13 protein-coding genes are annotated in these 14,050 nt (G+C 33.0%); 4 read left to right on the top strand and 9 right to left on the bottom strand.

Translation table 11 applies throughout. The features are described from left to right. Positions 1-54: 54 nt before the first annotated feature. On the top strand, positions 55-1,446 hold the full coding sequence (locus PQO00_RS04015) for a sugar transferase (RefSeq protein ID WP_274183546.1): 1,392 nt from the start codon (positions 55-57) through the stop codon (positions 1,444-1,446). A gap of 352 nt (positions 1,447-1,798) precedes the next feature. Here PQO00_RS04015 and PQO00_RS04010 read toward each other — a convergent pair whose 3' ends face one another. After that, positions 1,799-2,977, bottom strand: coding sequence for a DUF4105 domain-containing protein (locus PQO00_RS04010; RefSeq protein WP_274183545.1), 1,179 nt, complete (start codon positions 2,975-2,977; stop codon positions 1,799-1,801). 11 nt (positions 2,978-2,988) lie between these two features. Further along, entirely contained in the window at positions 2,989-3,975 is a 987-nt protein-coding gene (locus PQO00_RS04005) for a PorV/PorQ family protein (protein ID WP_274183785.1), read from the bottom strand. 358 nt (positions 3,976-4,333) lie between these two features. Here PQO00_RS04005 and PQO00_RS04000 point away from each other — a divergent pair, with 358 nt between their 5' ends. Both PQO00_RS04000 and PQO00_RS03995 read left to right on the top strand, forming a co-directional pair. Next, on the top strand, positions 4,334-5,080 hold the full coding sequence (locus tag PQO00_RS04000; RefSeq protein WP_274183544.1) for a phosphatidylcholine/phosphatidylserine synthase: 747 nt from the start codon (positions 4,334-4,336) through the stop codon (positions 5,078-5,080). A 5-nt stretch (positions 5,081-5,085) separates the two neighbouring features. Next, positions 5,086-5,964, top strand: a complete 879-nt coding sequence (locus PQO00_RS03995) for a DUF808 domain-containing protein (protein WP_274183543.1) — start codon at positions 5,086-5,088, stop codon at positions 5,962-5,964. A gap of 113 nt (positions 5,965-6,077) precedes the next feature. On the opposite strand, the gene PQO00_RS03990 is transcribed toward PQO00_RS03995, so the two are convergent. The 7 genes from PQO00_RS03990 to PQO00_RS03960 form a co-directional block, all read right to left on the bottom strand. Then, the gene (locus PQO00_RS03990) at positions 6,078-6,251 is read right to left on the bottom strand and encodes an Arc family DNA-binding protein (RefSeq protein WP_274183542.1); all 174 of its coding nucleotides are present in this window, start codon (positions 6,249-6,251) and stop codon (positions 6,078-6,080) included. A gap of 1 nt (position 6,252) precedes the next feature. After that, on the bottom strand, positions 6,253-6,747 hold the full coding sequence (locus PQO00_RS03985; protein ID WP_274183541.1) for a hypothetical protein: 495 nt from the start codon (positions 6,745-6,747) through the stop codon (positions 6,253-6,255). A gap of 1 nt (position 6,748) precedes the next feature. Then, the gene (locus PQO00_RS03980; protein ID WP_274183540.1) at positions 6,749-7,609 is read right to left on the bottom strand and encodes an SPFH domain-containing protein; all 861 of its coding nucleotides are present in this window, start codon (positions 7,607-7,609) and stop codon (positions 6,749-6,751) included. A gap of 541 nt (positions 7,610-8,150) precedes the next feature. Beyond that, a complete protein-coding gene (gene lptB / locus PQO00_RS03975) occupies positions 8,151-8,891 on the bottom strand; it encodes an LPS export ABC transporter ATP-binding protein (protein ID WP_274183539.1) in 741 nt (246 codons plus the stop codon). 121 nt (positions 8,892-9,012) lie between these two features. After that, positions 9,013-9,360, bottom strand: a complete 348-nt coding sequence (locus PQO00_RS03970; protein WP_274183538.1) for a carboxymuconolactone decarboxylase family protein — start codon at positions 9,358-9,360, stop codon at positions 9,013-9,015. Next, positions 9,353-10,177, bottom strand: coding sequence for a twin-arginine translocase subunit TatC (gene tatC / locus PQO00_RS03965; protein ID WP_274183537.1), 825 nt, complete (start codon positions 10,175-10,177; stop codon positions 9,353-9,355). Before tatC ends, PQO00_RS03970 begins: the two co-directional genes overlap by 8 nt. Continuing rightward, entirely contained in the window at positions 10,177-11,094 is a 918-nt protein-coding gene (locus PQO00_RS03960) for an SIS domain-containing protein (protein ID WP_274183784.1), read from the bottom strand. The genes tatC and PQO00_RS03960 overlap by 1 nt, the downstream gene beginning before the upstream one ends. A gap of 252 nt (positions 11,095-11,346) precedes the next feature. Between PQO00_RS03960 and PQO00_RS03955 the strand changes: the two genes are divergently transcribed. Then, positions 11,347-13,551 carry an ATP-dependent DNA helicase RecQ gene (locus PQO00_RS03955; RefSeq protein ID WP_274183536.1) on the top strand — a complete coding sequence of 735 codons (2,205 nt, stop codon included), beginning with the start codon at positions 11,347-11,349 and terminating at the stop codon, positions 13,549-13,551. The last annotated feature ends 499 nt before the right edge of the window (positions 13,552-14,050 follow it).

Below are 14,050 nucleotides of genomic sequence, written 5' to 3'. Positions count from 1 at the left end.
TAGCTTAATTAAATATACTTGTTATCTTTATAGTCTCTCAATTGAACCAGTAAGATGTCTAACCGCAGCATACACTTTAATATTTCAGAACGTAAAATTCTACTGCGTATTTTCGATATTATTTCCATTTTACTTATACTATATTTTGTTAGCAATACATTCGATTTTGATTATTTTACAATAAGAAAAGAAAATTGGACCTGGGTTTTTATACTTGTTTTATATGTTTCTGTATTTGGGACCATCTTTGAACTTTATGATTTACAGAAATCCAGCAAAATTGAAAAAATTTTCACCAGTATTGTTTTTACGGTCTCCATGACTGTACTGTTTTACTTTTTAACGCCGTTTTTCACACCTGTATTGCCAGATAACCGTTTGCAGATACTTTATTTTTATTTTGCAATATTTGCTGCCTTATTCTTATGGAGATATGCTTATATAACTTTTATTACTTCACCCAGATTTTATAAAAAAGTATTGATTATTGGGGAAACTTCAAATATTGAAACTATTGTCGAAGCTTTTAATAATTCTGATCCAAATTATAAAATAACAGGTTTTGTTAATTGTGAATTAAATAGCTTTGAATCCGTTAAATTTAATGCCATTTCCGAGTATAAGCCCAGCGAAATACGTCAAGTAATTAAAGATGAAAATATAACGGAAATTGTGATGGCGAGTTATAATTCGGAATCTATTACTTCAGAAATTTATTATTCACTTATTTCACTTTTAGAGGAAGGGTTTTCAATAAAGGAATATACACAAGTATATGAAGAGTTGGCGCAACGTATACCTGTACAATTTGTAGGAAAGGATTTTTATAAATATTTTCCATTTAGTAGAAGCAATCAAAACAAACTTTACCTGTTTTTTCGCCGTTTTTTTGATATTCTTATTTCTGTAATAGGAATAGTTATGGGCTTAATATTTTTACCGCTTATTTTATTGGGAAATATTGTGGCTAATCGTGGATCTCTTTTTTATTCGCAAGAAAGGATAGGGAAAAACGGTAAACCCTTTAGAATTTTAAAGTATAGAACCATGATTAAAAATGCAGAGAAAACAGGAGCGGTTTGGGCAAAAAAAAGAGATTCAAGAGTTACTTTTTTCGGCAGGTTTTTACGACATTCCAGATTGGATGAGATCCCTCAATTTATCAATATATTAAAAGGTGATATGAGTTTAATAGGCCCTAGGCCAGAACGTCCGTTTTTTGTTAAAGAGCTATCTCAAATATTACCTTTTTACGAAACGCGCCATATTATTAAGCCTGGTCTTACGGGTTGGGCACAGGTTAAGACTAGATATGGGTCTTCGGTTGACGATAGCTTGCTAAAATTACAATACGATTTATATTATATTAAGCACAAAAGTTTTTTATTGGATATAAATATTCTGGTTAAGACTATAAGTACCATGATTTTTTTTAGAGGGCAATGATTTAGAGGGCAGTGGGCAGTCTTCAGTATTTCCTTGGCGACTTTGCGTCTTAGCGCGATTAAAAATATTAACTTTGAAAAGTAGTGAGCAGTCTTCAATAAACAGCTCTTAGCTAATCATTTTTACTTAGCGCCTTTGCGAGAATTTGGTATTCAATTTCAATTTCGATTTCAATTTCGGTGTCAGGTATTAGGATGAGGAATTAGGTTTGAGGTATTCAGTCTTCACATTCATTTTCAACATTTGGCATTCAGAATTTCTTTGCGCCTTAGCGTCATTGGTAGAAAAGATGTACCCACAGTTAGGAGTGTCAGTACTCAGTAAGCAGTGTTCAGTTGTCTGTAAGCAGTGTTTAGATATGTGGTTTGTTGAAGTGCACCACTAAATATAAATATCTTATAAATAGAGCTATTAAAAACGGGATTAATCCAATCGCATATACTTGTATTCCAATAATCCAATGTAAGATCAACAAGCATAGTAGGATTATTAAAAACTTCAAATATTTAATAAACCAATCACTTACTTTTTTTCTAAATAGTTGTCGAATAACGAGAATATTAAGGGCACATGCCCAAAGTAGATTATAGTTTTGATGCGTTCCAGTATGATCTGTTGCAAACCAAAGCAGCAGTAACAGGATTCCTATAATTCCCGTGATGCTAAAAAGAACGACATCCAGCCAAACACTTTGCTTGTTTTTTTTATAATCCCTATAAGTTATAAAAAGGATTATGCCACCTATAATACCTAAAATAAAAAGAGGGCTTGTAAAAAAGGTATTGGATTTCGGAGTTTCTCTTTTTGAATATAAAACGTGGCTTTCTTTAACTAAAGGTTCGTTACTGTTTTTTATTGTCGCATTATCAAAGAACCTGTATATATTCTCGGGTAAAAACATATGCTCTTTAGCGGTTGCTTTTTTATCTATTACAGATCCTAAAGCGACATCTATACCTAAACTTCCCCAAGAATTTCTATTGAGATTATTTTGAATTAAAGTCCTAAAAGTAGCTTCTTTATAGTCTTTAGGGGGATTGAAAACAATAGCATTATTTAAGCTAATATTAGCAACATCTTTAATTTTTGTAGCACAATTGTCAAAGAAGAAATCGTATAAATATCTTCTGTTTTCAGGTTTAATATTATTTAATAAATAATCAAATAGTTTTTGTTTTTCTTCTTCAGATAAGTTTAAAACTTGTTCTTTAATAGTTCTGTTTTGAGATGTGTAGCTTTTAAGAAAGACTATATAATGATCAAGCCCTATTAGATAATTCAATTTTCCTTGGGCAAATTTTAATATAAAATAAGGAGCTTCGAAATCATAAACCCCATAATTAAAAACTAAATCAATATTATTTACCCTGTCAGTTACTCTAAAAGCACTATGTCCAAAAGAGTCGTTTAGAGAAGCTCCTGGCCCAATAGTCAGGACACTGATTTCTGCTTCGGAAGATAATGTGCTTTTTTGAGCAGAGCCAACTCTAACAAATAAAAAAAGAAATAAAAAGAGTAATGGTTTATGCATCTAAAAAAATATTATCGAAAGATACTAAAATCAAGTTTTAAAGAAAACACATTCGAATATAAAGCAACACTTTGGTCCCCAATATCTGTAAAAGCATAATCTATTTGTACACCATTGTATTTAAAACCAACACCAAAACTAGGTTGAAAGCTTAATTGTTCTGTGTTATCAAATTGTTTCTCATTTTGAAAATTTCCCATCCCGGCACGTAAGTACACCATGTCTATATACCCAAATTCAAAACCCAAAGCTGGGTTTACACTGGCAAACGATGATGAAATAATATCATTATTTTCCTCAAAACGAACATTTAGATTCACTGCAGTTAATAATGTGTAATCAAAATTAAAATCGACCAGTTTAGAAATACCAATTTGTAATTTTGGAATGGTTATCTCAGTCGTTTCCGGCAATTCTTGATTTTGACCGGCTACTGCATCTTGAATCTTGGCAAATTCATTTTTATCAATAGCCCATGCATTAAAAGTGGTGGTAATATCACGAGCCATAACACCAAATTTCCAGTTGTTATTAGTTTCAAACTGTATGCCTAGATCTAAACCAAAACCCCAAGAGGAAGCGAAATCACCAATAACGCGCCTTATTACTTTGGCATTTACGCCATAATTTAACCCTTGTACGGGAAGCGCTCTTGCATACGAAAATGTTAGCCCGTAGTCTGCAGTAGAAAACAAACTGATTCTGTCATAATTGATATTGCCCTGCTCATCAATAAGTTGTGTGGTGTTTAAAATATCATCAACAGCAAAGCGAATTAATGATATCCCTACAGCACTTTGCTTATCCAAAGGCATTGCAAAAGCAGCATAATCGTAATTGGCTATGTTGGCAAAGTAGCTTGAGTGCATAAGGGCTAATTGATTGTCTTCAAGAGTCAATAGTCCTGCTGGGTTCCAATAACCGGAATTGACATCGGCAGAATGAGATGTTACTGCGCTACTCATACCCAAAGCAGCAGCGTCCACACCAATGTTCATAAACTCGTTGGAATATTTTCTAACGGTTTGGCTGAATATTGATACGGATATTGTACAAAGCAATACAGTGATGTAAGTTTTCAACCGCAATTTTTTTACAAAGATGCACATAATACCAATTTAATCATAAAAATATCTGACTTAAAACTAGTTCGTTTTTCATTTAATCTGTTCACTTGTAATTCCGTAACTATAAATCAAAGTAGGAAATAAGAATGTTTCCATATATCATTTCATAATTAATACGGGCATCATTATTAATCATTAATCTATTAAACTGGAAATTATAATAGATATTGTTTAATACTTGTTTTGCACAATAATTGTTTGTTATTTTTACAGAAACAATTTTTTATATATGAAGCAACATATTCCTAATGCACTAACACTTTTAAATTTATTATCAGGAAGCATAGCGGTTATTTTTACGATTGAGGATCATTTTATTGCAGCTTCTTTGTTTGTTTTTTTGGGTATATTTTTTGACTTTTTTGATGGTTTTGCTGCTAGAAAACTTAATGTCCAAAGTGAGTTGGGTTTACAACTGGATTCGCTTGCAGATATGGTAACCAGTGGATTAGTGCCAGGAATTATTATGTATAAATTGTTGTCGCTAACAACTAATATTTCAGAGGTGGCCTATAATAATTGGTCTTCAAATACAGATGGATTGGATTTTAATTTACCAATTCTTCCTCTTTTAGGATTATTCGTAACACTAGCCTCTGCCTATCGTTTAGCAAATTTTAATCTGGATACCGAACAGCAAAGTTATTTTAAAGGCCTTCCAACGCCGGCTAATACTTTGTTAATAGTATCGTTGCCATTAATAATGGAATTTCAGAATAATGATTTTATTAATACTATTATTCTTAACAAATGGTTTTTGATTGGTCTCACGTTTTTAAGTTGTTATCTACTAAATTCAAACATCAAGTTATTTGCTTTAAAATTCAAAAATTGGAGTTTTAAGGACAATGCCACGCGCTATATATTTATGTTGCTCTGTGTGGTACTATTAATCGTATTGCAGTTTGCTGCGATACCTGTCATTATTTTACTTTACATAATCATGTCTCTTATTGACAATTCAACATCTAAATAATTAGAATGGCCTCAGGATTTTTTGCGTTACTAGATGATATAGCAACTTTGATGGACGACGTTGTTGTTATGAGTAAGATTACTACAAAGAAGACAGCGGGTATTTTAGGAGACGATTTGGCTGTAAATGCTGAAAAAGCGACGGGTTTTGTGTCTTCTAGGGAGCTGCCGGTTTTGTGGGCTATTATGAAAGGGTCTGCACTTAACAAGCTAATTATTTTACCGATTGCTTTTTTATTAAGTGCTTTTGCACCGTGGGCCATTACTTTATCATTAGTATTAGGTGGGGTTTATTTGGCTTTTGAAGGCGCAGAAAAAATATATGAATTTTTTGTGCCCCATGAACCTGTTAAAGCGACCATTGAGGGTACGGACACATCTAAGGAAAGCCAGTTAATTCTCGAAAAAAAGAAAATAAAATCGGCCATTTTCACCGATTTTATTTTATCTGTTGAAATCGTAATTATTGCTTTGGGCACTGTTTTAGGAAAGCCTATTTTGTTTCAAGTACTGGTTGTGACCATAGTAGCCCTGATAGCAACTATAGGTGTTTATGGGATCGTTGCTCTTATTGTTAGAATGGATGATCTGGGGTACAGGCTTGTTAGTTTTAGCCCTAAAGAAAAAAGTGTTTCAAAGTTTATTGGAAACTTTTTAATTAGAGCGCTTCCCGTGGTTATTAAAAGTTTATCTGTAATTGGCACCATTGCCCTGATTTTGGTAGCAGGCGGGATCTTTGTTCATAATATTGAATTTTTCCATCACTTTTTGGGTGTATTGCCTTCTTTTGTAAGGGATTTTATAGTAGGCTTGTTAGTGGGGCTTGCAGCTCTTTTGACAGTTAAATTATTTAAGGCTATTAAAAGGAAATTATTAAAGGAGTAGTGGGGAGGGATTCATAATCTAAATAAAATTTTATTTTTTGGATAAAAAGGAATTATTTAATATTTCTAACATTCAAGTGGATTCCTGCCTCTACAGGAATGACAAGTAATAGCTCAAGACTCTTTAGAATTAGACTTTTTAGGATTCCGTTTAGCCTTTTTTAAGCTTTCATTAAGCATCCATTCTATCTGACCATTGGTACTGCGGAATTCATCCGAAGCCCATTTTTCAATAGCCTTTAGCATGTCTTCATTAATTCGCAATGCGAAAGCTTTCTTTTTTGCCATTTTATTTTTTATGTAAATATCTAGCTATAACATTATCTGCATCAAATCTTTTTTGAGTGCCTATTAATATTTTTTTTTCATCGACAAGTATTAACTGAATCCCTATATTTCCTTTAATATTTATAGCAATACCGTTGTTTTTTTTTCCAAGCCAGCTCCCTTTTAATCCCCAACCACCATATTCTGATAGCGCATTATATTTTCTTGTTTTAGCTGATTTTATATTTCCCCAAAATATGGTTTTCATTTTAAAATGAAAAGGGAAAAACTGATAATGTATGCCAATTTCGTCAATTCTTGTCTTTAATTTAAAAATAAATATGAACCCAATCGCGATTAAAATCATGCCCATAATACTTATATATTCGAGCAGATTCATACTATTTTCTACTAAAAATATTTTGGTGATTATAAATATTGGAAAAATAGAAGATATACTTAGTAATACGATTAACCACTTTTGTGTAAACCGTTGTTCTTCTTTAAAAACCCTCATTTTATTGATTTAAAGTCCCTGTATTTAAAACTGGCGACGCATCTTTGTCTCCACATAAAATAACCATGAGGTTGCTAACCATTGCTGCCTTACGCTCTTCGTCTAACTCTACAATCTCTTTTTTACCTAATTCATCCAGTGCCATTTCTACCATGCTCACAGCACCTTCTACAATTTTGTGTCTTGCCGCAACTATGGCTGTTGCCTGTTGCCGCTTTAACATGGCATTTGCGATTTCTTGGGCATAAGCCAAATAACCAATTCGTGCTTCTAAAACTTCAATTCCAGCAATAGATAAACGTTCATCAATTTCTTTTTCTAGTGCTTCGCTTACTTCGTTAACACTAGAACGAAGAGTGATATCTTCAGTATGTCCTTCGTCTGCAAAATTATCATACGGATACATACTTGCTAGTTTTCGAACAGCTGCATCTGTTTGGACACGTACAAAGTTCTCGTAATTATCCACATCAAAAGCGGCTTTATAAGTGTCTAAAACACGCCATACTAATATGGTACTTATCATTATTGGGTTGCCAAGTTTGTCGTTAACTTTTAAACGCTCACTATCAAAATTACGAGCCCTTAAGGAAATTTTGTTTTTAGTGTAAAACGGGTTTACCCAATAAAAACCATTCCTTTTTACGGTACCAATATATTTTCCGAAAAGTAATAGAACTCTAGAGTTATTAGGTTGAACCATAATAAAACCTGGGATCATTGGTATTGCTAGAATGATTGGAAAAATGTATTCTGGATTTTCTTTATAAAAAGCCATAAAGATACTTCCAAAAATAATGATTAATAAAACAAATAGCATAAGATAACCATTGGCTGGAGTAATAATTTTTTCTTCTTTCATGATTTACAGGTTGATTTAAAATGATATTATTTTGATATCATAAAGATATAATTAAATTTTAGATACCTCAAAATGTTTTAATATTATTTTATAGAGAGTTATTTTTTAACTCCTGTTATATAGTTATACTTTGAGTTTACACAAAAATAAAATGATGGTTTTTTGTGGTAGATGAGGCATAAAAATTAAGCATAGTCTTCACTCTGTTTTATTTTTATAACGAAATGTAGTGCAAAAAGACACATTTTATTGGGTAAATTCAAGGTGTAAATGGTATTACTATGAATCAAAAGAAAGGTGAAAAAGAGTAAATTTTAGTAAGCAATTTTAATTATACCATTTCAAAATAAGAAGTACCACAACTGGTATAAAATAAAAGAGAAGAAAGGAGGGGGTAATAAAGATTAAATCTTTAATGAGTGCAATACCGGAGCAAATGGTTTTAACTTATTTAAAAAGGATTCGTTAACTATTAATGGATCATGCATAGACCTAACAAGTAGGAATGACAAAAAAGGAGAAAAGAATCACCAAGTAAGGCTTAGTCTCTAATCTTCTTCTTACGAAGCTCAAAGTTTTGGCCTAAGTATACCTTACGCACCATTTCGTCATTAGCAAGTTCTTCGGGCTTTCCTGCTTTAAGTATACTGCCTTCAAACATTAAATACGTTCTATCTGTAATAGCAAGAGTTTCTTGTACGTTATGATCGGTAATTAATATACCAATATTTTTTTTGGTAAGCTGAGCTACAATGCGTTGTATGTCTTCAACTGCCACAGGGTCTACACCTGCAAATGGTTCATCCAATAAAATAAAACTGGGATCGGTAGCTAAAGCACGAGCGATCTCTGTACGACGACGTTCACCTCCCGATAATAAATCGCCTCGGCTTTTGCGAATATGCCCTAGGCCAAATTCTTCAATGAGCGATTCCATTTTATCATGTTGTTGCTTCTTGCTGAGCTTTGTAAGTTGCAGAACACTTAGAATATTATCTTCAATACTTAATTTTCTGAAAACAGAAGCTTCTTGTGCCAAATAACCAATACCATTCTGTGCACGTTTGTACATAGGGTATTTGGTGATTTCGGTATTGTCTAAAAAAATATGACCGTCATTAGGTTTTATTAAGCCAACAATCATATAAAAAGACGTGGTTTTCCCTGCACCATTAGGACCCAAAAGACCTACAATTTCGCCTTGGTTTACTTCAAGAGAAACATCTTTAACCACTTTACGCCCACTATAGGACTTCATTAAATTTTCGGCTTTTAAAATCATAAGTTATATACTGAACGCTAAAAATAGTAAAATCATATACACTATTATAGCTGATGTTCGAATTTTATATTGTTGTTTGTTGTCTTTGTTTTAATTATCTACAAGTTCGCATAAAACCTATTTATTTTTGGGTCTCCAAGGCGTCCCAAAATTCGTAGGCACGGCGCAAATGTGGAATAACAATAGTGCCACCAACTAATGTGGCTATACTTAATGCTTCAACAACTTCTTCCTTTTTTAAACCAATTTTGTAGCTGGTTTCCATGTGGTATTTTATGCAATCGTCGCAACGTAAAACAGTGGAGGCTACTAGGCCTAAAAGTTCTTTGGTTTTAACATCTAGGGCACCTTCTGCGTAGGCGTTGGTATCTAAATTAAAGATGCGTTTTATGACTTTGTTATTATCTGCTAAAATTTTATCGTTCATTTTAGAGCGGTACGCATTAAATTCGTTAACAATATCAGACATGTTGTTTTTCTTTTCTTTTTTGATTTCTAATAACAATTTTAGAAATATAAATACTCGCTTGGTATAAAATTATAATGGGAATAGCTACAATGACTTGACTGGCAATATCTGGCGGTGTAATAATGGCAGATAAAATTAATACAACTACCAAGGCATATTTTCTGTATTTTCTCAATATTTCTGGAGTTACCAAGCCTATTTTGGTTAAAAAATAGATGATGATCGGTAGCTCAAAAATTAAACCTGAAGCTAATGCAGATGAGCGTACTAACGCTATGTACGAACTAATATCGATCTGGTTATCCACTATATCGGAAATACTATAATTTGCTAAAAAATTAAGTGATAAAGGGGTTATAATAAAGTAACCAAATAATACACCTATAAAGAACAGGAGAGATGAAATAATAATAAAACCTCTGGAGTGTTTACGTTCATTAGAATGTAACCCTGGGCTAATAAATTTCCATAATTGATATATAACATAAGGGAAAGAAATAATGAAACCGCCTAAAATAGCTGTCCAAATATCGGCTGAAAATTGCCCTGCCATCGTACGATTTTGTATTATCATTGGCATTTCTTCAGCACAAAAGGTCGTGTTTATACCTATAAAATTTGCTGCATCACAAAGAAAATGATAGGTTGGAAAATCCATTTTGGTAGGCGCAAAAATTATGACGTCAAATATAAAGCGGCTAAAAATAAAGGCCAGGGTTGCGACTATTACAACAGCCATACAAATTCTAATTAAATGCCACCTTAAATCTTCAAGATGATCTAAAAAAGACATCTCATTTATATTTTTTTTTGCCATTATATAATTCCTTCTTTTATTAAATCGTGTAAATGTATAACACCGGCATAGTTACCATTTTCTTCAACGAGTAACTGAGAAATTCCATTTGTTTCCATAACTTCTAAAGCTTCAATGGCCATAGCTTCAGCATTGATGCGTTTTGGGTTGGCACTCATAATATCGGTTGCAGTTAGTGAGGAAAAATCATCCACTTTACTTAACATTCTACGTAAATCCCCATCAGTAATAATTCCCGTGATTTTATCGTTTTCTACAACAGCAGTAACCCCTAGCATTTTTTCGGTAATCTCTATTATTATATCTTTTATGTTTGTAGTCGGAATCACTTTAGGTTTTTGATTTACCGATGCTATATCTTGAACCCGTAAATATAATTTTTTCCCTAAGGCACCTCCAGGATGGTATTTTGCAAAATCATTGCTTGAAAAACCACGTATTTCCAATAAACAAACAGCTAAGGCATCCCCCATAACCAACTGTGCCGTGGTACTGGTGGTAGGCGCTAAATTATTTGGACAAGCTTCTTTTTCAACAAACGTATTTAGAATATAGTCGGCTTGTTGCCCTAAAAAGGAGTCTTTATTTCCCGTTATGGCAATCATTTTATTGTGAGCACTTTTTATGAGCGGGACTAAAACTTTAATTTCTGGAGTATTCCCACTTTTAGAAATACAAATAACAATATCATCTTTAAGAATAAGCCCTAAATCACCATGAATGGCGTCGGCAGCATGCATAAAAACAGATGGTGTTCCTGTAGAATTTAATGTGGCTACAATTTTGTTGGCAATGATGGCGCTTTTGCCAATTCCTGTAATAATAACACGACCTTTGGAATTGTAAATAAGTTGAACGGTCTCTGCAAAATCATCAGTTATTAAACTGGACAAATTAGAAATGGCCTGACTTTCCATTTCAATGGTTAATTTTGCAGTTTGTGTAATAGAATTTTTACTATTCAAAATTTATACTTTTTTTTAGTTGATGCTTTTAAAGATTTTACTATCTTTAATGGTAATCAAATTAAATTTTGTTGTACTTTGGATTTTCGTTACAAAACTAACGAAAAAAAAATGAGGGGGTCTCTAAATGCACTATTAAATTAATAAGTAAAAGGCTTAATATTTTAGTGTGTGATAATAAGTAAATAAATTTTTATTCAGTTCATGTTATTAACCAAAAGTGATCTGCACTCCGCTCTTAAAAAATATTTTGGATTCAACCAATTTAAGGGCTTGCAGGAAGATGTTGTAGAAAGCGTTTTATCAAGAAATCATACATTTGTAATTATGCCAACTGGCGGCGGAAAATCGCTGTGTTACCAGTTGCCGGCATTAATGCAAGAGGGTACCGCTATTGTGGTATCACCGTTAATAGCCTTAATGAAAAATCAAGTAGATGCCATTAGGGGTATTTCTAATGAAGAAGGCGTTGCACATGTGCTAAATTCTTCATTAAATAAAACAGAAGTAAAACGTGTTAAAGAGGATATTGTAAATGGTATTACCAAGCTATTATATGTGGCACCGGAATCTTTGACCAAAGAGGAAAATGTTGAGTTTTTACGTTCTGTAAAAATCTCTTTCATGGCTATTGACGAGGCACACTGTATTAGTGAATGGGGACATGATTTTAGACCAGAGTATAGGAATCTACGCCATATTATTGCTAGAATAGGAGATAACATTCCTATTATTGGTTTAACTGCAACTGCGACACCAAAAGTTCAGGAAGATATTATAAAGAATTTAGGGATCAATAATGCAAAAACCTTTAAAGCTTCTTTTAATAGACCCAATTTATACTATGAGGTTAGACCAAAAACAAAGCATGTAGACGCCGATATTATTCGTTTTATAAAACAAAATGAAGGTAAGTCCGGTATTGTATATTGCTTAAGTAGGAAACGTGTTGAAGAGCTTGCTCAGGTATTGCAGGTAAACGGTATAAAAGCAGTGCCGTATCATGCAGGATTAGATGCAAAATCAAGATCTAGCTATCAGGATAAATTCCTAATGGAAGATGTCGATGTGGTTGTGGCTACTATTGCTTTTGGTATGGGAATAGATAAACCAGATGTGCGTTTTGTAATTCACCATGACATTCCCAAAAGTATAGAAAGTTATTATCAAGAAACTGGTAGAGCAGGACGCGATGGTGGCGAAGGGCATTGTTTGGCGTATTATGCTTATAAGGATATTGAAAAATTAGAAAAATTCATGTCCGGCAAGCCCGTTGCGGAGCAAGAGATTGGACAGGCATTATTACAAGAGGTCATTGCATTTGCTGAAACATCTATTTCCAGAAGAAAATTTATTTTGCATTATTTTGGCGAAGAGTTTGATAATGAAACGGGTGAAGGCGGTGATATGGATGATAATGTTAGACATCCAAAAAAGCGCCATGAGGCAAAAGAAGATGTTGTGCTATTATTAGAAATTATAGATAAAACCAACGAAAAGTATAAGTCTAAAGACCTGGTAAATGTTATTGTTGGTAAAGAAAATGCCTTAATTAATTCCCATAAGACCAATGAACAGCCATTTTTTGGAAAGGGTAAGGATAAAGATAAGAAACATTGGATGGCGTTATTGAGACAAGCGTTGGTCGCTGGCCTTCTGAAAAAAGATATAGAAACGTATGGGGTTATTAAGTTAAGTGAATCCGGTAGGTCTTTTTTAAAGGCGCCTACGTCGTTTATGATGACTGAAGACCATATTTTTGAAGGCGAGCAGGAAGATGGTACCATTATTACAGCAGCTAAAGGAGGCGGTGCAGTAATAGATGAATTATTAATGAACATGCTCAAGGATTTGCGTAAGAAGAATGCAAAAAAGCTAGGCGTACCGCCATTTGTTATTTTTCAAGATCCTTCACTTGAAGATATGGCTTTAAAATATCCGGTTAATTTAATAGAACTATCTAATGTTCATGGGGTTGGAGAGGGAAAATCTAAAAAATATGGTAAAGATTTTGTGGAATTAATTTCTAACTATGTTGAAGAAAATGATATAGTTCGTCCAGACGATATGGTTGTAAAATCAACTGGGACTAATTCAGCCAATAAGCTGTATATCATTCAAAACATTGATAGAAAATTACCTTTAGATGATATTGCATCATCAAAAGGGATGTCTATGGAAGATTTCATTAAAGAGATGGAAGCTATAGTCTATTCTGGTACTAAATTGAATATCAATTATTGGATTGATGATATTTTAGATGAAGATCAGCAAGAAGAAATTCATGATTATTTTATGGAATCAGAATCCGATAATATTGATGATGCTATCGAAGAATTTGATGGTGATTATGACGATGAAGAGCTGCGCTTATATCGTATTAAATTTATCAGTGAAGTAGCTAATTAGTGATCAGTATTCAGTGTTCAGTATTCAGTGTTTAGTGTTCAGTATTCAGTGTTTAGTTTCAATTTCAATTTCGATTTCAGTGATAAGTGAACAGTGTGCCTTTTTGCGTCTTAGCGACTTTGCGAGAAAAAATAAAGTTATAATGTTTAGTCGCAGTTTACTATATTATAACATTTAGACATTTGTGGGAATTAGTGGAATTCGTGTCAAAAAGCATAAAATTTTATATTAAAATATTTGTATCTTCAATACCAGGGAAATAGCTTCGTGAGTCTCTGTATCATACAGTATTCAGTATTTAGTGTTCAGTATTCAGTATTCAGTGTTTAGTTTCAATTTCAATTTCGATTTCAGTGATAAGTGAACAGTGTGGGATCAACACAAAAAGTTGTGGAGTAGCATAAAAAGTTTAAACTTTGCTTATTAAAAAACTCTATGCTTACCCCTGATTTATTTGCTATTGTCAAACTATTGCTTCCAGAAGTTTTAATCTCTCATT

Origin of the sequence: Flavivirga sp. 57AJ16 (assembly GCF_028736925.1) — a bacterium.
GTDB lineage: Bacteria > Bacteroidota > Bacteroidia > Flavobacteriales > Flavobacteriaceae > Flavivirga.
This window is presented reverse-complemented; position numbering and strand designations above follow the sequence as displayed.

Excerpts from the sequence above, each read along its gene's own strand:
- PQO00_RS04015 (WP_274183546.1), top strand. The coding sequence starts at position 55 with ATGTCTAACCGCAGCATACACTTTAATATTTCAGAACGTAAAATTCTA.
- PQO00_RS04010 (WP_274183545.1), bottom strand. The coding sequence starts at position 2,977 with ATGCATAAACCATTACTCTTTTTATTTCTTTTTTTATTTGTTAGAGTT.
- PQO00_RS04005 (WP_274183785.1), bottom strand. The coding sequence starts at position 3,975 with ATGAACATTGGTGTGGACGCTGCTGCTTTGGGTATGAGTAGCGCAGTA.
- PQO00_RS04000 (WP_274183544.1), top strand. The coding sequence starts at position 4,334 with ATGAAGCAACATATTCCTAATGCACTAACACTTTTAAATTTATTATCA.
- PQO00_RS03995 (WP_274183543.1), top strand. The coding sequence starts at position 5,086 with ATGGCCTCAGGATTTTTTGCGTTACTAGATGATATAGCAACTTTGATG.
- PQO00_RS03990 (WP_274183542.1), bottom strand. The coding sequence starts at position 6,251 with ATGGCAAAAAAGAAAGCTTTCGCATTGCGAATTAATGAAGACATGCTA.
- PQO00_RS03985 (WP_274183541.1), bottom strand. The coding sequence starts at position 6,747 with ATGAGGGTTTTTAAAGAAGAACAACGGTTTACACAAAAGTGGTTAATC.
- PQO00_RS03980 (WP_274183540.1), bottom strand. The coding sequence starts at position 7,609 with ATGAAAGAAGAAAAAATTATTACTCCAGCCAATGGTTATCTTATGCTA.
- lptB (WP_274183539.1), bottom strand. The coding sequence starts at position 8,891 with ATGATTTTAAAAGCCGAAAATTTAATGAAGTCCTATAGTGGGCGTAAA.
- PQO00_RS03970 (WP_274183538.1), bottom strand. The coding sequence starts at position 9,360 with ATGTCTGATATTGTTAACGAATTTAATGCGTACCGCTCTAAAATGAAC.
- tatC (WP_274183537.1), bottom strand. The coding sequence starts at position 10,177 with ATGGCAAAAAAAAATATAAATGAGATGTCTTTTTTAGATCATCTTGAA.
- PQO00_RS03960 (WP_274183784.1), bottom strand. The coding sequence starts at position 11,094 with ATGGAAAGTCAGGCCATTTCTAATTTGTCCAGTTTAATAACTGATGAT.
- PQO00_RS03955 (WP_274183536.1), top strand. The coding sequence starts at position 11,347 with ATGTTATTAACCAAAAGTGATCTGCACTCCGCTCTTAAAAAATATTTT.